The following is a 15,521-nucleotide window of genomic DNA, read 5'->3' on the forward strand; positions in this document are numbered from 1 at the left end:
CCGGTCGGAGTATTCGCCGTCACGTGTTCGAGTCGTCGCTTGACTGTATGGTAGGTAGTGAGGCCAGGTGTGAACCCGCGCGGCCCGTCCGTTCATCGGCAGGCCGCGCAGTCGTACCCGGTGGCGTTTCCGCCGCCCGGTGCACCGCTCCCGGCGCTCACGTACGCGGATGCCCGGTCGGAGACCCGATCGGCTCCGACCTGGCCCGAGCCTCGGGCCCAGGCACCGCATCAGGCCGAGCGAGGGCCGCCGCGGACCGCGCCAGGACGCGCCGGGCCGCACGCCCCCGTCAACGGGACGCCCTCCCCCGCGCCGCCCGCCCGACGCGCCCCTCACCGGGCAGCGCGGGCACGGCAGGACGCGCTCGAACTCGGCCCCTCCACACGGAAGAGGCAGCACCCTGTCCACCACCGCCGAACCCATCAAGACGACCTTCCGGGAACTCGGGATCCTCCCGGAGACCGCCGAGGCCCTGGAGGCCGTCGGCATCGTCCACCCCTTCCCGATCCAGGAGATGACCCTGCCGGTCGCGCTGACCGGCCACGACGTCATCGGCCAGGCCAAGACCGGCACCGGCAAGACCCTCGGCTTCGGCCTCCCGCTGATCGAGCGGGTCGTGGTCAAGGCCGACGTCGCCGCCGGCCGGGCCACCACCGAGCAGCTCACCGACAGCCCGCAGGCGCTCATCGTGGTCCCCACCCGCGAGCTGTGCACCCAGGTCACCAACGACCTGCAGACCGCCGGCAAGGTCCGCAACGTCCGCGTCCTCGCCGTGTACGGCGGCCGCGCCTACGAGCCGCAGGTCGAGGCCCTGAAGAAGGGCGTCGACATCGTCGTCGGCACCCCCGGCCGCCTGCTCGACCTGGCCGGCCAGCGCAAGCTCGACCTGTCCCAGGTCCGCGCGCTGGTGCTGGACGAGGCCGACGAGATGCTCGACCTCGGCTTCCTGCCCGACGTCGAGAAGATCATCACCATGCTGCCCGCCAAGCGGCAGACCCTGCTCTTCTCCGCCACCATGCCCGGCCAGGTCATCTCGCTGGCCCGCCGGTACATGAGCCAGCCCACCCACATCCGGGCCGCCGCACCGGACGACACCGGCACCACCGTCGCCAACATCGAGCAGCACATCTTCCGTGCGCACTCGCTCGACAAGGTCGAGATGGTCTCCCGGATCCTGCAGGCCGACGGCCGCGGCCTGGCGATGATCTTCTGCCGCACCAAGCGCACCGCCGCCGACGTCGCCGACCAGCTCACCAAGCGCGGCTTCGCGGCCGGCGCGGTCCACGGCGACCTCGGCCAGGGCGCCCGCGAGCAGGCGCTGCGCGCCTTCCGCAACGGCAAGGTCGACGTCCTGGTCTGCACCGACGTCGCCGCCCGCGGCATCGACGTCGAAGGCGTCACCCACGTCATCAACTACCAGTGCACCGACGACGAGAAGACCTACTTGCACCGGATCGGCCGCACCGGCCGGGCCGGCGCCTCGGGCACCGCCGTCACCCTGGTCGACTGGGACGACATCCCGCGCTGGCAGCTCATCAACAAGGCGCTGGACCTGCCGTTCAACGACCCGGAGGAGACCTACTCCACCTCCCCGCACCTGTACGAGCTGCTCCGCATCGCGCCCGGCACCAAGGGCATCCTGCCCCGCTCCGAGCGCACCCGGGCCGGCCTCGCCGCCGAAGAGGTCGAGGACCTCGGCGAGACCGGCGGCCGCGGCCAGCGCGCCGCGGGCCGCAACGGTGGCGGCCGCGGTGGACGGGGCGCTGCCGCCCCCGAGACCCCGGCTCCCGCCGAGCGTCCGTCCCGTCGCAGCCGCGAGCGTCGCCGCACCCGCGGCGGCAGCTCCGTCGCCGACGCTCCGGCCACCCCCGAGGTGACCACCGCCGAGCAGCCCACCGCCGCTCCGGCCGCACCCGGTGAGGGCCGCAGCTCGCGTCGCCGCAACCGCAACCGTCGCAACTCCGCGGCCGCCGCGCCGGCCGTGGTCGAGACGGTCGCCGAGGTCGTCGTCGAGACGGCTGCCCCCGCGGTCGTCGCGGAGCCGGTCGCCGAGACCCCCGCCGCCCGCACCCCGCGCAAGCGCACCCGCAAGGCTGCCGCGCCGGTCGTCGAGACGGTCGCCGAGGTCGTCGTCGAGACGGCTGCCCCGGCGGTCGTCGTGGAACCGGTCGCCGAGACCCCCGCCGCCCGCACCCCGCGCAAGCGCACCCGCAAGGCTGCCGCCCCCGCGGTCGAGACGGTCGCCGAGGTCGTCGTCGAGACGGTCGCCCCGGCGGTCGTCGCGGAGCCGGTCGCCGAGACCCCGCGCAAGCGCACCCGCAAGGCCGCGGCCGCGCCGGTGGTCGAGGAGACCGTCGAGGCCCCGGCTCCGCGCAAGCGCGCCACCAAGAAGGCTGCCGCCGCTGTCGAGGTCGTCGCCGAGGAAGCCGCCCCGGCTCCCCGCAAGCGCGCCACCAAGAAGGCCGTCGCCGCCGTCGAGGCCGTGACCGAGGAAGCCGCTCCGGCGCCGCGCAAGCGCGCCGTCAAGAAGGCCACGACCGAGGAAGCCGCCCCGGCTCCCCGCAAGCGCGCCACCAAGAAGGCCGTCGCCGCCGTCGAGGTCGTCGCCGAGGAAGCCGCCCCGGCTCCCCGCAAGCGCGCCACCAAGAAGGCCGTCGCCGCCGAGGTCGCGGCGGAGGAGATCCCGGCGCCGCGCAAGCGGACGACCAAGAAGGCTGCCGCCACCGTCGAGGCCGTCGCCGAGGAAGCCGCCCCGGCTCCCCGCAAGCGCGCCACCAAGAAGGCCGTCGCTGCCGAGGTCGCGACCGAGGAAGCCGCGCCGGCCCCGCGCAAGCGCGCCGTCAAGAAGGCCACGACCGAGGAGATCCCGGCCCCGCGCCGGACCCGCAAGGCCGTGGAGAAGTAACACCGCACCACCCCACCCGCCGGGGAGGGCCCGACCGCCAGGTCGCGCCCTCCCCGGCGGCATTTCCGCCGCCCTGCCCCAGCGCCGCCCCGCCCCCTCGGCGTTTCCCCCGGCTCCGGCCGCCGGAGGCGGATTTGTGCTGCGTAGGGTGGCCCCGGGTTGTCGGGTGATCTGCCGGGAGGGCACGGAGATATGAGTACGCCGCCGTTTCTGAAGCTGCCGGGGTGTGTGCGGGCGGTCCGGGTGGGTGGGCTGGCGGCGTTGTGGGGGGAGCCGGTGGGGCCGGCGCGGGGGACGGCGTTGCTGGTGCCGGGGTTCACCGGGAGCAAGGAGGACTTCATCGCACTGCTGGAGCCGCTGGCCGGGGCCGGGTTCCGGGTGGTCGCGGTGGATCAGCGCGGCCAGTACGAGTCGGGTGGCCCGGCCGACCCTGAGGCGTACTCGGTGCGAGCGCTGGGGGCGGACGTCCGGGCGCTCTCCGCGGAGCTGGAGGCCGAGGGCGGGCCGCTGCACCTGCTGGGGCACTCGTTCGGTGGTCAGGTGGTGCGGGAGGCGGTGCTGTCGGCGCCCGGCGCGTTGCTGTGGGCGTCGCTGACGCTGATGTCGACGGGGCCGGGGGCGATCGATCCGGCGGAGGCGGCGCGGACGAGGCTGCTGCTGGACGCGCTGGAGTCGATGGACCTGGAGTCGATCTGGCAGGTGATGCGGCAGCTGGAGGGTGAGCGGGTGCCGCCGCTGGATCCGGAGATCGCGGACTTTCTGCACCGTCGCTGGCTGGCGAACCTGCCGCAGGCGCTGAAGGCGGCGGCGGCGCACCTGGTGGCCGCGCCGGACCGGGTGGACGAGTTGGCGGCGGTCGGGCTGCCGAAGCTGGTGCTGTCCGGCGAGCGGGACTACGCCTGGCCGGTCGAGGAGCAGTCGCGGATGGCGGAGCGCCTGGGCGCGCTGCGCACCGTGGTCCCCGGCGCGGGGCACTCGCCGAACGCGGAGCGCCCGGCCGAGACGGCGGCGGCCCTCGCCTCGTTCTGGTCCGCGCAGGGCGCGTGACGGCGGGGCGCACCGTTTTCCCGGCGGATCCGGGCCATGGGCGGGCCTTCTGACGGTCGATCAGAAGTCGGCTCCCGTTTTCGCGCGACAAGGATCGTTAGCTCGGGTAATATTTGATTCAGTCCGGAATCAGAACCCTCCGACGGCCGCACCCTCCTCCGGCCGTCGAAATGACGGATTTACCGGCGGGAAACCGCCGGGTAGCAGCGTCGCGGCACAGTGAGACAGGGGCATCGTCGCCCCACTCCGGCTGCCGCACTGTAAGTGCCGCTGAAGAAGTCCTGCTTGAGAGTGGGGGGAGCGACGGGTGACTGCACCTGCCGGACGTCCGACCCAGCCAGTGCCGGCAGGCCATCGCACGATGGCCTACCGCCGGCCGAGTCCGCCTCGGAGCCCGAGGACGGGAAGGGAGAGGCCCATGCGTTTCGAGATCCTTCGTCTGGATCACGCCGGAGCGGAGACCGATCGACTGATCGCCGACGCGGCGACCGTCTCCGAGTACCTGAAGACCGCCGCGCAAACGGGCGAACGCCTGTACATCCGGCCGTGCAAGGCCGTGTGACCGAACGCGGACGAGCCGCCGAGCCGTCCGACGTTCCGATACCCGGCTGACGCCCCGTCACCACAGGAGACCCCTGGGACGACGGGGCGTCAGTGTGTTCGGGGGCCGCGACCTGCGGGGGGTTTGGTGCCCTGCCGCCCGGGACATCTACCCTGCCGGACCCGGGCCGTTGCCGGGGCGGCGGGTGGCGGCTCGTGGCGGACTCCTTCCGGGTGATCGTCCTTGACGCAGCAGTCCGGAGGGAGGACCGTTGTCGGTTATGAGGGGCGAGCCAAGCTGTCCGCGATGTGCCGGTCGGGTCCGCGCCCCCGGCCTCTTCTCCGACACCTGGCAGTGCGACCGGCACGGTGCCGTACACCCGATGCAGCCGGTACTGCCCCCCAGTATCGAAGCCCTGAACGTTGCCGTGAACCGCTCCCAGGTGCCCGTCTGGATGCCCTGGCCGCTGCCGGTCGGCTGGCTGTTCACCGGGATCGCGCACGCGGGTGACGACCTGTCGGGGGCGCGCGCCACCGCCGTCGCCTGCTCGGGGCCGGCCCCGCTCGGCGGGTTCGGCGAACTGGTGCTGGTGGCCGAGGAACTGGGCATCGGCCTGGGCGCCCGCTACGCGGGACTGGACGGGCCGGACCCGGGCGAGGACGTCGCGCTGTACAAGCCCGCGGACGCCAAGCTGATGGCGGCCGGCCGGCCGACCCCGATGTTCCACGTCCCCGGCGCCCCGGACGACCGGGCGGTGTACGTCGGCGAGGCGCGCGGCCTGTGGCTGTGGGCGATCGCCTGGCCCGAGCAGTCGGCGCTGCTGATGCACGACGAACTGGTGCTGACGGACCTGCGCGACGCGGGGGCCGAACTCGGCCTGCTGCCCTGCGGGGCGCTCTCCCCCCGTCTGCTAGGCTGAGCCACTCCCCGCCCCTGCCGCCCGGCGGCTACCTATCCTGGGCGCCATGCGTATCGATCTGCACGCCCACAGCAATGCCTCGGACGGCACCGACTCCCCGGCCGAACTGGTCGCCAACGCGGTGGCCGCGGGCCTGGACGTGGTGGCGCTGACCGACCACGACACGGTGGCCGGGTACGGCGAGGCGACGGCCGCGCTGGCCGGGACGGGTCTGACCCTGATTCCGGGCGCCGAACTCTCCTGCCAGGTGGGCGGGATCAGCATGCACCTGCTGGCGTACCTGTTCGACCCGGCGGAGCCGGCCTTCGCGGCCGAGCGGGAGCTGGTGCGCACCGACCGGTTCCGGCGCGCGCGGGCGATCGTGGAACGCTGCCGGGAGCTGGGCGCGCCGATCAGCTGGGAGCAGGTGCAGCGGATCGCCGGGGCCGGTTCGGTGGGCCGTCCGCACATCGCGTCCGCGTTGGTGGAGGCGGGCGTGGTGGCGAGCGTCTCGGACGCGTTCACGCCCGAGTGGCTGGCCAACGACGGGAGGGCGGACGTCCGCAAGCACGAGACCGACCCGGCGCTCGCGGTGCGGCTTGTACGGGCGGCGGGGGGCGTACCGGTTTTCGCTCACCCCGGAGCGGACAAGCGGGGCCGGACGGTGTCGGACCAGGTGATCGCCGATCTTGCGGCGGCCGGGCTGGCCGGCCTGGAGGTCGACCACACCGACCACGACGAACCGACCCGGGCCCGACTCCGCACGCTGGCAAGCGAGTTGGGGCTTCTTGTGACGGGCTCCAGCGACTACCACGGCAGCCGCAAGATCGTCCGACTGGGCGAGTACACCACTGCGCCAGAGGTGTACGAAGCACTGGTGTCCCAGGCGACCGGAGCCACTCCCATCACCGGCTGAAAGACCCGGCGCGTCCTGCCGCACCCGGGGTCCGAAGCGCGCACAATCCCGGCATGCTCACCGTCATCGACGGCAAGGTCTTCGGCTCACTCTTCATCACGCTGTTCGTGATCATGGACCCGCCGGGCATCATGCCGATCTTCCTGGCGCTCACCTCCGGCCGGACGCAGAAGGTGCAGCGCCGGATGGCCTGGCAGGCCACGCTGGTGTCACTCGGGGTGATCACCTGCTTCGGGCTGTTCGGGCACCAGATCCTCGACTACCTGCACGTCTCGATCCCGGCCCTCCAGGCCTCCGGCGGGGTCCTCCTGCTGCTGATCGCGCTGGACCTGCTGACCGGCCGGATCGAAGAACCCACCCAGACCAAGGACGTCAACGTCGCCCTGGTCCCACTGGGCACCCCGCTGCTGGCCGGGCCCGGTGCGATCGTCGCGGTCATCCTGGCCGTACAGGGGGCCAGCACCGGAACGCAGCACCTGGCGCTCTGGTCGGCGATCGTCATCATGCATCTGATCCTCTGGCTGACCATGCGGTTCTCACTGTCGATCATCCGGGTGATCCAGGAGGGCGGCGTGGTCCTGATCACCCGGCTGGCCGGCCTGCTGCTGTCGGCGATCGCGGCGCAGCTGGTGGCCAACGGGGTGTTCGGCTTCATCGAGCTCCACCCCTAGGCCCGCACCCCTGGGCCTCCACCCCCGGGCCGACGCGGGCTCAGTCCAGCGGGACGCCGCGGCGGTTCGGGTCGCGCAGGTCGGTGCCGTGCTTCAGCCAGCGTTCCTCCAGGGCGCCCGCGCCCTGGACGCGCTTGAACGCGGCCTCGTTGGGCGTCATCGGCAGCAGCGGCAGGAAGCGCACCGCCTCGGCGGGGGCCGGGAGTTCGAGGTCCTCGACCAGGCCGCCGGGCTCGGCGGCCAGCACCGAGGTGAACGGGGCGCCGGTCCACAGCGGGGAGCCCAGGTCGAGCGAGCCGCCGGGGGCCACCACCAGGCCCTCGACCTGCGGGCTGGCGGCGAACACCACCAGCGCCTTGTGCACCTCGTCCCGCCCGCCGCGCACGGTCAGCACCAGCTCGGCGCGCGGGCCGCGCACCGGGTCGGCGACGGGCGAGGACGGGTCGGCCATCGGGGCGGCGGCCATGCCGAGCGTCGCGTATCGGACCAGGCCCTCGGCGTCCGGGCCGAAGCGCAGCACCTCGATGCGGTCCGCGCCGACGAAGGTGACCGCGGCGCGGCCGGAGGGATCGCCGAAGGTGCTGATCAGCCGCGCCTCGACGGCGGCCAGAACGGTCTGCCGGGTCGGGCCGGAGCCGTGGCCGGCGTCGGGATCGGAGAAGTCGCCGAAGAGCGGGAAGTCGTGCGCCATGCCGCGACCTTAGCGCGCGGCGCGCGGGCAAGCTTTGGCGCGACCTTTACCCGGCGGACGCCGAACTCCGGGGCTCAGTACGGGGAAGAGCTGTTAATGTGAGCGGTCGGCCTTGTGAATACGAACCAGGGCCGCGACGGCCCCCGCGCGGGCCCCGGCGTGGAGGAGGTGGTCACGGTGGACAGCAGTCGACCATGCAGTACCGGCAGCTCTCTCCGGCCCACCCTGGCCCGCCGCCTTCACGGCTGACCTGGGCTCACACGCAGCGTGGCGTCCGGCCGGGAGAGCACCTTCCCCGGGGTCGAGCCGTCGAAACCCGCCCAGCAACGGCTTTCTGGCGCACCATCGGCTCCGGCGTGTCCACCGGTGTTTTCCGCCGTCGCGTTCGCCCTGCCCTGCCGGGGTGCGCGCCGGTCCGGCCCAAGGAGTCCGCGCCATGTCGATGATCAACAACCTGCGCGCCGCCGTCGTCCGCCCGACCCGCCGCCGGGCCGGTGACGATCTCGGACTGCCCTCCGGTACCAGCCCGTCCGCGGTGGTGGACTGCGCCGTCTACCAGCAGGGCAAGCGGATCGGCGAGACCTGCAGCCCGCGCGAGGCGGCCCGGCAGGTGAAGGCGGCCCACCAGAGCGGGCCCGGCTCGTTCAGCTGGATCGGCCTGCACGAGCCCACCGAGGCCGAGTTCGAGGGCATCGCCCAGCGCTTCGGCCTGCACCCGCTGGCGGTGGAGGACGCGGTGCACGCGCACCAGCGTCCCAAGGTCGAGCGATACGACAACATGCTGTTCGCGGTGTTCAAGACCGTGCGCTACATCGAGCACGAGCAGCTCACCCCGACCAGCGAGGTGGTCGAGACCGGCGAGCTGATGGTGTTCGCCGGCCCCGACTTCGTGATCACCGTCCGGCACGGCGCGCACTCCTCGCTGCGCGCCCTGCGGCTGCGGCTGGAGGCCGACGCCGAAGGCACCGGCCTGCTCGCCCTCGGCCCGGCGGCGGTGCTGCACGCGATCGCCGACCACGTGGTGGACAACTACCTGCTGGTCGCCGAGCGGCTGCAGAACGACGTGGACGAGATCGAGTACGGCGTGTTCGCCAACCGCGGCGGCAGCGGCGCCGACGTCGGCCGGGTCTACCAGCTCAAGCGCGAGGTGCTGGAGTTCAAGCGCGCCGTCACCCCGCTGCTGCGGCCGATGCTGCAACTGGCCGAGCCCGTCGCGCGGCTGGTCGACCCGGAGATGCAGAAGTACTTCCGGGACGTCGCCGACCACCTGGCCCGGGTCAGCGAGCAGGTGCAGGGCTTCGACGAACTGCTCAACTCGCTGCTCCAGGCCAACCTGGCACAGGTCTCGGTCGCCCAGAACGAGGACATGCGCAAGATCACCGCGTGGGCGGCGATCTTCGCCGTCCCCACCATGATCACCGGCGTGTACGGCATGAACTTCGAGCACATGCCGGAACTCCAGTGGACGTACGGCTACCCGACCGTGCTCGGCGTGATCGCGCTGATCTGCGTCGGCATGTACCGGGGCTTCCGCCGCAACGGCTGGCTGTGAGGCCGACCGGGCGGAGCGTCAACGGCGCTCCGCCCGGGCGACCAGGACCAGGCCCAGCAGGATCATCCCGACCGCCGGGTAGGCGGCGACCGGCGGCCACTGGCCGAGCCACACCGCCGCGATCAGCGCCGCGCCCGGGGTCTCCAGCAGGATCGCCGTCGAGGTGATCGACGGGCCCAGCGTGCGCACCACCCGGTTGCTCAGCGAGTGCCCGAGCAGCTGCGCCGCCACCATCAGCAGGACGATCTGCCACCACGCGCCGGCCGGCCAGCCCGACAGCCGCGTACCCATCAGCAGACACACCGCCAGCAGTGCGACCGCGCAGGTCGCGTAGCAGATCAGGGTGTACGCGGTGGTCGACAGGGTGCGCCGCACCTCCGCGCCCAGCAGCACGTACCCGGCCGCCGCGGCGCCCGCGGCCAGCGCCAGACCGTCCCCGAGCAGGGCGCGCATCGACACCGACAGATCGACGCCGGTCAGCACCAGCACGCCCGCGAACGCCAGCCCCGTGCCCAGCCACACCAGCCGCGGCGCGCGCACCCCGAGCAGGCGCATCAGCAGGATCGTCCACAGCGGAGTGGTCGTCACCAGCGCGGTCGCGGACGCCACCGACGTCATCCGCAGGCTGGGCATCCACAGCGCGAAGTGCAGCGCCAGCAGCACACCCGCCGCCATCGCCAGCAGCAGCGACCGCCGGGAGATCCCGCGCAGCTCGGCCCGGTGCCGCCACAGCGCGTACGGGCCCAGCACCGCCACCGACATGCCGTTGCGCCAGAACGCGATCGCCAGCGCGGGCGCGGCCGTCGCGCTGATCAGCGGGGCGGACAGCGAGATGCCCGCGATCGACACCGCCAGCAGCAGCAGGTCGGTGCGCGGCAACACCCGCTGCTGATCGGCCACCGCGGGCGCGGCGGGGGCGGTCCTGGTGGCGAGCACGGTTCTCCTTCGGCGGACGGGGCGGGGCAGGAAACACCGTAAGGGCTGTCTGCCCCTCATGGCACTGTCGTCCCGGGGGATGGAACCGTCCCCCGAGGACCAGGCCGTACGCTGTGCGGCATGGAGCGTACGACGACCGCGAGCCCGGCAGACTTCCTCGACCGGGCCCTGGTGGAGGAGTCCGCCAAGAAGTCCGGCCTGCTCTGGGTGCAGCCCGCCGGGCAGCCGCACGCCCGTCCGCTCTGGCACGCCTGGCACGACGGCGCCGTGATCGTCGTCGGCGACGGCGCCGAACAGCCCCTGCACGGCCTCGCCGCCGGCACCACCGCCACCCTCACCGTCCGCAGCAAGGACAAGGGCGGCCGACTGGTCACCTTCCCCGCCACCGTCACCGCCGTCGCCCCCGGCACCCCCGCCTGGGACGGCGCCGTCGAGGAACTCAAGGGCAAGCGCCTCAACGCCCCCGACACCGACACCATCGGCGACCGCTGGGCCCGCGAGTGCCGCATCCTCCGCCTGGAGCCCGCCGGCCCCCTCGCCCCCCACCCCGACGGCGCCCTCACCGCCACCCCCGTGCCCACCCCGGCCACTACCCGCAAACCGATCCCGGCCGGCCTCCCGAAGCTCCTGTTCAAGAAGCGCAGGGGCTGAGCGCAACCGGGGCGCGGGGAACCGCGCGAAGCGGAAGGCACCCGCCAGGAAGATCGCGGCACCTCAATGACCTGCCGCCCCGACGCGCCACCGATAGATTTGGGTGGTTGTGTCCGTTTCCCCCGAGGGAGTCGCATGGCGGGGCCAGGCAGCCGAGTGTTCATCTCCCACCTCTCCGGGGTCGCGGTGTTCGACCCGAACGGCGACCAGGTGGGCCGGGTCCGTGACGTGGTGGTCTCGTTGCGTCTCGGTGGCAGCCCGCCCAGGGTTCTCGGGCTGGTGGTGGAGGTGATCGGCCGCCGCCGGATCTTTCTGCCGATGACCCGGGTGACCAGTCTGGAGTCCGGCCAGGTGCTCTCCACCGGCCTGCTGAACATGCGTCGGTTCGAGCAGCGTCCGTCGGAGACGCTGGTGCTGGCCGAGCTGCTCGACCGCACCGTCACCCGCACCAAGACCGCCGACGAGGTGACCGTGCTGGACGTCGCGATGGTGCAGACCCGCCTGCGCGAGTGGGAGATCGACAAGGTCTTCGTCCAGGTCGGGAAGCCTCCGTCCCGGCTGCGCAAGGCCAAGGGCGAGCAGCTGCTGCTCGACTGGTCCGCCGTCACCGGTTTCTCGCTGTCGGAGGAGGGTCAGGGCGCGGCCAACCTGCTGGCCACGTTCGAGCAGCTGCGTCCGGCCGACCTGGCGAACGTCATGCACCACCTGTCGGCGAAGCGCCGGGCGGAGGTCGCGGCGGCGCTCGACGACGACCGGCTCGCGGACGTCCTGGAGGAGCTCCCGGAGGACGACCAGGTGGAGATCATCGGCAAGCTCAAGGAGGAGCGGGCCGCGGACATCCTGGAGACCATGGACCCGGACGACGCCGCGGACCTGCTCTCCGAACTGCCCGCCGAGGACGCCGAGCGGCTGCTGCGTCTGATGGAGCCCGCCGAGGCGGCGGAGATGCGCCGGCTGCTCTCCTACGAGGAGGACACCGCGGGCGGCCTGATGACCACCGAGCCGATCGTCCTGGAACCCGATGCCTCGGTCGCCGAGGCGCTCGCCCGGGTGCGGATCTCCGACACCAAGCCGGCGCTGGCCGCTCAGGTGTACGTGTGCCGCCCGCCGAACGAGACTCCGACCGGCACCTATCTGGGCACCGTGCACTTCCAGCGGCTGTTGCGCGAGCCCCCGTACACGCTGGTCGGTTCGATCGTGGACGACGACCTCGACCCGCTGCCGCCGAACACCCCGCTCCAGCTGATCACGTCCTACCTGGCCACCTACAACCTGGTGGCGGCGCCCGTGGTCGACGAGGACGACCACCTGCTGGGCGCGGTCACCGTGGACGACGTGCTGGACCACCTGCTGCCGGACGACTGGCGCGAGGGCTCGGCGCACGGCATCCCCACCGACGAGGTGCTCGATGGACAGTGACCGCAAGCGCCACCACGACTCGCCGGGCCAGCGGATCCAGGGCGAGCTGCGCCAGCTGCGCCAGCTGCGCGAACTGCGGACCCGGGAGCAGCGCGTCCGCCGCGAGGAGCGCCCCGGCCAGTCCCCGGGCTCCCGTTCCCGGCTCGACCAGCCGCGCACCGGCCGCCCGGGCCTGATCCACCTGCCCGCCTGGGACCCGGAGGCGTTCGGCAAGCTCTCCGAGCGGATCGCCCGTTTCCTGGGCACCGGCCGGTTCATCGTCTGGATGACGGTGGTGATCATCGCCTGGGTGGCGTGGAACACCCTGCTCCCGCCCGGCGTGCGCTTCGACAGCTACCCGTTCATCTTCCTCACCCTGGTGCTGTCGCTGCAGGCCTCGTACGCGGCCCCGCTGATCCTGCTCGCGCAGAACCGCCAGGACGACCGCGACCGCGTCAACATGGAGCAGGACCGGGCCCGCAGCGACCGCAACATCGCCGACACCGAGTACCTGACCCGCGAGGTCGCGGCGCTGCGGCAGGGCCTCGGCGAGGTCGCCACCCGCGACTTCATCCGGTCCGAACTGCAGTCGCTGCTCCGGGAGATCGACGAACGGCGGGAGCCCGCCGACCCGTTGTGACCCGCGGCACGCTACCGGCGAGTCGGGGGCGGGGCGCAGCGCCGTACCATCAACACATGGCCAACGAGACAGAGGTGGCGGCCGGGGTGACGGAGCAGTCCGTCCAGGAAGCCCTGGCGACCGTCCACGACCCGGAGATCAACCGTCCGATCACCGAGATCGGCATGGTGAAGTCCGTCGAGATCGGCGACGGCGGCGCGGTGAAGGTCGCGGTGTACCTCACCGTCTCGGGCTGTCCGATGCGCGAGACGATCACCCAGCGGGTCACCGACGCGGTGTCCGCCGTTCCCGGCGTCACCGCCGTCTCCGTCGAGCTCGACGTGATGAGCGAGGAGCAGCGCCGCGAGCTGTCGCAGCTGCTGCGCGGCGGCGCCCCGGAGCGGGAGATCCCGTTCGCCAAGCCGGGCACCCTGACCCGGGTGTACGCGGTCGCCTCCGGCAAGGGCGGCGTCGGCAAGTCCTCGGTGACGGTCAACCTGGCGGCGGCGCTGGCCGCGGACGGCCTGAAGGTCGCCGTGGTGGACGCCGACATCTACGGCCACAGCGTGCCCCGCATGCTGGGCGTCGAGGGTCGGCCCACCCAGGTGCAGGACATGATCATGCCGCCGGCGGCGCACGGCGTGAAGGTCATCTCGATCGGCATGTTCACCCCGGGCAACGCGCCGGTGGTGTGGCGCGGCCCGATGCTGCACCGCGCGCTGCAGCAGTTCCTCGCCGACGTGTACTGGGGCGACCTGGACGTCCTGCTGCTCGACCTGCCGCCCGGCACCGGCGATATCGCGATCTCGGTCGCGCAGCTCGTCCCGAACGCCGAGATCCTGATCGTCACCACCCCGCAGATGGCCGCCGCCGAGGTCGCCGAGCGGGCCGGCACGATCGCGCTGCAGACCCACCAGAAGATCGTCGGCGTCATCGAGAACATGTCGGGCATGCCGTGCCCGCACTGCGACGAGATGATCGACGTCTTCGGCACCGGCGGCGGTCAGACCGTCGCCGACGCCCTGACCCGCACCGTCGGCGCGACCGTTCCGGTCCTCGGCTCCATCCCGATCGACGTCCGCCTCCGCGAGGGCGGCGACGACGGCCGCCCGGTCGTCCTCTCCAACCCGGACTCCCCCGCCGGCTCCGCCCTGCGCACCATCGCGGGCAAGCTCTCCGGCCGCCAGCGCGGCCTGTCCGGCCTCTCCCTGGGCCTGACCCCGAAGAACAAGTTCTGACGGACCCCCAGCACCACGAACGGCCCCGGGCACCTGCCCGGGGCCGTTTCTGCTGGAGCCGTAGGGTGTCCGGCCGGGCCTACCGTCCGTCGTAGGTCGCCAGGTCGGGGACGGTGTTGAAGCCGATGCCGTACGCGGAGACCGAGCGGCCGTAGGCGCCGATGAGGACGCCGGGGGCCTCGCCGGCCAGGACCCAGCCGTATTCGGATTCGCGGTAGCGGAAGGGCTGCGGGACGCCGTTGACGGGGAGGGTGAGGGAGGACCAGGCGGGGCCGTCGAGGTCGTCGGCCAGATCCCAGGCGAGGGTGGACTGCTGGTCGAGCCAGTGCTGGCGCAGGGTGCGGTCGAGGTTGCCGGGCCAGGTGGCGGCGAGCAGGCCGGAGCCGGCCAGCCAGGCGGCGGAGGACGCGGAGGTGGCTTCCAGGGTGCCGGTGTTGTCGGCGCTGCGGCGGACCTCGCGGCGGGCCACGGTGACCACCAGCGCGAAGCGGCGGGTGTCGCGCGGTTCGGGTCCGCGGGCGGGTTCGTCGCCGTGGCCGAGGGTGCCGTAGTCGGGGAGGTCGGACTGCGCGGCACGTGAGTTCTGGCCGGTGCCGACCTGGCCGAGCCAGCGGCGGCCGGTCCAGCCCTCGTCCAGGCCGTACCAGGGGAAGTCGGCGGCGCGGTAGGGGGCGAGGGGGTCGGCGGCGGGCCGACGCGTGGCGGCGGGTTCTGCGGTCGTTTGCGTGGCGTCCACTGCGGGCCTCCTCGGCTGTGCTCCTGCCACGGGCGGGCTCCATGGTGGCGCACCGCGGCCCCTCCGTCCGGGAAAACCGGGCCGGACACGGCCGGGCGTGACGGACCGCACAGCGCCCGCCGTCCGGGGAGGTAGTGGACACGATAGCGGCGCGGACGACGACGCCCCGCCTGCCGGGCGGGGCGTCGGGGTCGGGCGGGGAGCGTCGGTCAGGTGGCGTCCGGGTCGAACGGCGGGCGCTCGCCGGCCGCGAGGGCCGGGCCGTTGCTCAACGGGGAGGCCGGCTTGGAGAAGTCGACCGAGGCGCTCGGGGTGCGCGTCGGCTCGCCGTTCAGCGCGGACTTGAGGTCGACGCTGTCCTTGAGGTCCTTCAGCCCGAGCGGGTCGTCGTTGTCGCCGAGCAGTTGCTTGCGGACGAAGGTCTTCGGGTTGAGGTCCTCGAAATCGAAGTTCTGGAACTCCGGCCCGAGCTCGCTGCGGATGTCGTCCTTCGCGTTGTCCGCGAAGGAGCGGATCTTGCGAATGAACGCCATGGTGTCCTGAATCAGCTTCGGAAGCTTGTCCGGCCCGAAGATCACGATGGCCATGATGACGATCGTCAGGACCTCGAGTCCGCCTATGTCTCCGAACACCTGAACTCCCAGCACCCGACAACGCTGAACCAAGGGTAAACGCGGGCGGCCGTTCCCCGGCCTTCCTCAGGTGAATCCGTGGTAAAGACC

Annotated in this window: 15 protein-coding genes; 11 read left to right on the forward strand and 4 right to left on the reverse strand. The window is 72.8% G+C overall.

Annotated elements, in window-relative coordinates; translation table 11 throughout:
• The first annotated feature begins 169 nt into the window (after positions 1–169).
• From ACFYS8_RS08465 to ACFYS8_RS08490, 6 genes are all read left to right on the forward strand, one after another.
• Entirely contained in the window at positions 170–2,905 is a 2,736-nt protein-coding gene (locus tag ACFYS8_RS08465; RefSeq protein WP_387637598.1) for a DEAD/DEAH box helicase, read from the forward strand.
• 192 nt (positions 2,906–3,097) lie between these two features.
• A complete protein-coding gene (locus ACFYS8_RS08470) occupies positions 3,098–3,952 on the forward strand; it encodes an alpha/beta fold hydrolase (RefSeq protein WP_387637601.1) in 855 nt (284 codons plus the stop codon).
• Positions 3,953–4,370: 418 nt separating this feature from the next.
• Positions 4,371–4,514, forward strand: coding sequence for a hypothetical protein (locus ACFYS8_RS08475; RefSeq protein ID WP_167349416.1), 144 nt, complete (start codon positions 4,371–4,373; stop codon positions 4,512–4,514).
• A gap of 259 nt (positions 4,515–4,773) precedes the next feature.
• Positions 4,774–5,412, forward strand: coding sequence for a DUF6758 family protein (locus ACFYS8_RS08480; RefSeq protein ID WP_387637604.1), 639 nt, complete (start codon positions 4,774–4,776; stop codon positions 5,410–5,412).
• Between the two features lie 46 nt (positions 5,413–5,458).
• Positions 5,459–6,307: a PHP domain-containing protein gene (locus ACFYS8_RS08485; protein ID WP_387637607.1), complete on the forward strand. Its 849-nt coding sequence runs from the start codon at positions 5,459–5,461 to the stop codon at positions 6,305–6,307.
• 53 nt (positions 6,308–6,360) lie between these two features.
• Positions 6,361–6,978 (forward strand): MarC family protein, encoded by a 618-nt coding sequence (locus ACFYS8_RS08490; protein WP_387637610.1) that lies wholly within the window; start codon positions 6,361–6,363, stop codon positions 6,976–6,978.
• 40 nt (positions 6,979–7,018) lie between these two features.
• Here ACFYS8_RS08490 and ACFYS8_RS08495 read toward each other — a convergent pair whose 3' ends face one another.
• Positions 7,019–7,669 (reverse strand): suppressor of fused domain protein, encoded by a 651-nt coding sequence (locus tag ACFYS8_RS08495; RefSeq protein ID WP_387637612.1) that lies wholly within the window; start codon positions 7,667–7,669, stop codon positions 7,019–7,021.
• A 436-nt stretch (positions 7,670–8,105) separates the two neighbouring features.
• On the opposite strand from ACFYS8_RS08495, the gene ACFYS8_RS08500 reads away from it, so the two are divergent.
• Positions 8,106–9,221, forward strand: coding sequence for a magnesium and cobalt transport protein CorA (locus ACFYS8_RS08500; RefSeq protein ID WP_387637614.1), 1,116 nt, complete (start codon positions 8,106–8,108; stop codon positions 9,219–9,221).
• Between the two features lie 18 nt (positions 9,222–9,239).
• Here the strand turns inward: ACFYS8_RS08500 and ACFYS8_RS08505 are convergent, their stop codons facing one another.
• Positions 9,240–10,157, reverse strand: a complete 918-nt coding sequence (locus ACFYS8_RS08505) for a DMT family transporter (RefSeq protein ID WP_387637618.1) — start codon at positions 10,155–10,157, stop codon at positions 9,240–9,242.
• Between the two features lie 120 nt (positions 10,158–10,277).
• Here ACFYS8_RS08505 and ACFYS8_RS08510 point away from each other — a divergent pair, with 120 nt between their 5' ends.
• From ACFYS8_RS08510 to ACFYS8_RS08525, 4 genes are all read left to right on the forward strand, one after another.
• Positions 10,278–10,808 carry a hypothetical protein gene (locus ACFYS8_RS08510; RefSeq protein WP_387637620.1) on the forward strand — a complete coding sequence of 177 codons (531 nt, stop codon included), beginning with the start codon at positions 10,278–10,280 and terminating at the stop codon, positions 10,806–10,808.
• Positions 10,809–10,943: 135 nt separating this feature from the next.
• Positions 10,944–12,227 (forward strand): magnesium transporter MgtE N-terminal domain-containing protein, encoded by a 1,284-nt coding sequence (locus ACFYS8_RS08515; RefSeq protein ID WP_387637622.1) that lies wholly within the window; start codon positions 10,944–10,946, stop codon positions 12,225–12,227.
• On the forward strand, positions 12,217–12,846 hold the full coding sequence (locus ACFYS8_RS08520; RefSeq protein ID WP_387637625.1) for a DUF1003 domain-containing protein: 630 nt from the start codon (positions 12,217–12,219) through the stop codon (positions 12,844–12,846). The genes ACFYS8_RS08515 and ACFYS8_RS08520 overlap by 11 nt, the downstream gene beginning before the upstream one ends.
• Before the next feature lie 56 nt (positions 12,847–12,902).
• A complete protein-coding gene (locus tag ACFYS8_RS08525; protein ID WP_387637628.1) occupies positions 12,903–14,063 on the forward strand; it encodes an Mrp/NBP35 family ATP-binding protein in 1,161 nt (386 codons plus the stop codon).
• Between the two features lie 79 nt (positions 14,064–14,142).
• Here the strand turns inward: ACFYS8_RS08525 and ACFYS8_RS08530 are convergent, their stop codons facing one another.
• Complete coding sequence (locus ACFYS8_RS08530) at positions 14,143–14,799, reverse strand: hypothetical protein (RefSeq protein WP_387637631.1); 657 nt, start codon at positions 14,797–14,799, stop codon at positions 14,143–14,145.
• A 209-nt stretch (positions 14,800–15,008) separates the two neighbouring features.
• A complete protein-coding gene (locus ACFYS8_RS08535; protein WP_387637633.1) occupies positions 15,009–15,431 on the reverse strand; it encodes a sec-independent translocase in 423 nt (140 codons plus the stop codon).
• Positions 15,432–15,521 lie beyond the last annotated feature (90 nt).

Origin of the sequence: Kitasatospora sp. NPDC004615 (assembly GCF_042873545.1) — a bacterium.
In the GTDB taxonomy this organism is placed as follows: domain Bacteria; phylum Actinomycetota; class Actinomycetes; order Streptomycetales; family Streptomycetaceae; genus Kitasatospora.

What these genes read in the sequence shown, in the direction of transcription:
- ACFYS8_RS08480 (WP_387637604.1), top strand. Translation starts at nt 4,774, where the DNA reads ATGAGGGGCGAGCCAAGCTGTCCGCGATGTGCCGGTCGGGTCCGCGCC.
- ACFYS8_RS08510 (WP_387637620.1), top strand. Translation starts at nt 10,278, where the DNA reads ATGGAGCGTACGACGACCGCGAGCCCGGCAGACTTCCTCGACCGGGCC.
- ACFYS8_RS08485 (WP_387637607.1), top strand. Translation starts at nt 5,459, where the DNA reads ATGCGTATCGATCTGCACGCCCACAGCAATGCCTCGGACGGCACCGAC.
- ACFYS8_RS08475 (WP_167349416.1), top strand. Translation starts at nt 4,371, where the DNA reads ATGCGTTTCGAGATCCTTCGTCTGGATCACGCCGGAGCGGAGACCGAT.
- ACFYS8_RS08520 (WP_387637625.1), top strand. Translation starts at nt 12,217, where the DNA reads ATGGACAGTGACCGCAAGCGCCACCACGACTCGCCGGGCCAGCGGATC.
- ACFYS8_RS08465 (WP_387637598.1), top strand. Translation starts at nt 170, where the DNA reads ATGCCCGGTCGGAGACCCGATCGGCTCCGACCTGGCCCGAGCCTCGGG.
- ACFYS8_RS08490 (WP_387637610.1), top strand. Translation starts at nt 6,361, where the DNA reads ATGCTCACCGTCATCGACGGCAAGGTCTTCGGCTCACTCTTCATCACG.
- ACFYS8_RS08500 (WP_387637614.1), top strand. Translation starts at nt 8,106, where the DNA reads ATGTCGATGATCAACAACCTGCGCGCCGCCGTCGTCCGCCCGACCCGC.
- ACFYS8_RS08515 (WP_387637622.1), top strand. Translation starts at nt 10,944, where the DNA reads ATGGCGGGGCCAGGCAGCCGAGTGTTCATCTCCCACCTCTCCGGGGTC.
- ACFYS8_RS08470 (WP_387637601.1), top strand. Translation starts at nt 3,098, where the DNA reads ATGAGTACGCCGCCGTTTCTGAAGCTGCCGGGGTGTGTGCGGGCGGTC.
- ACFYS8_RS08525 (WP_387637628.1), top strand. Translation starts at nt 12,903, where the DNA reads ATGGCCAACGAGACAGAGGTGGCGGCCGGGGTGACGGAGCAGTCCGTC.
- ACFYS8_RS08495 (WP_387637612.1), bottom strand. Translation starts at nt 7,669, where the DNA reads ATGGCGCACGACTTCCCGCTCTTCGGCGACTTCTCCGATCCCGACGCC.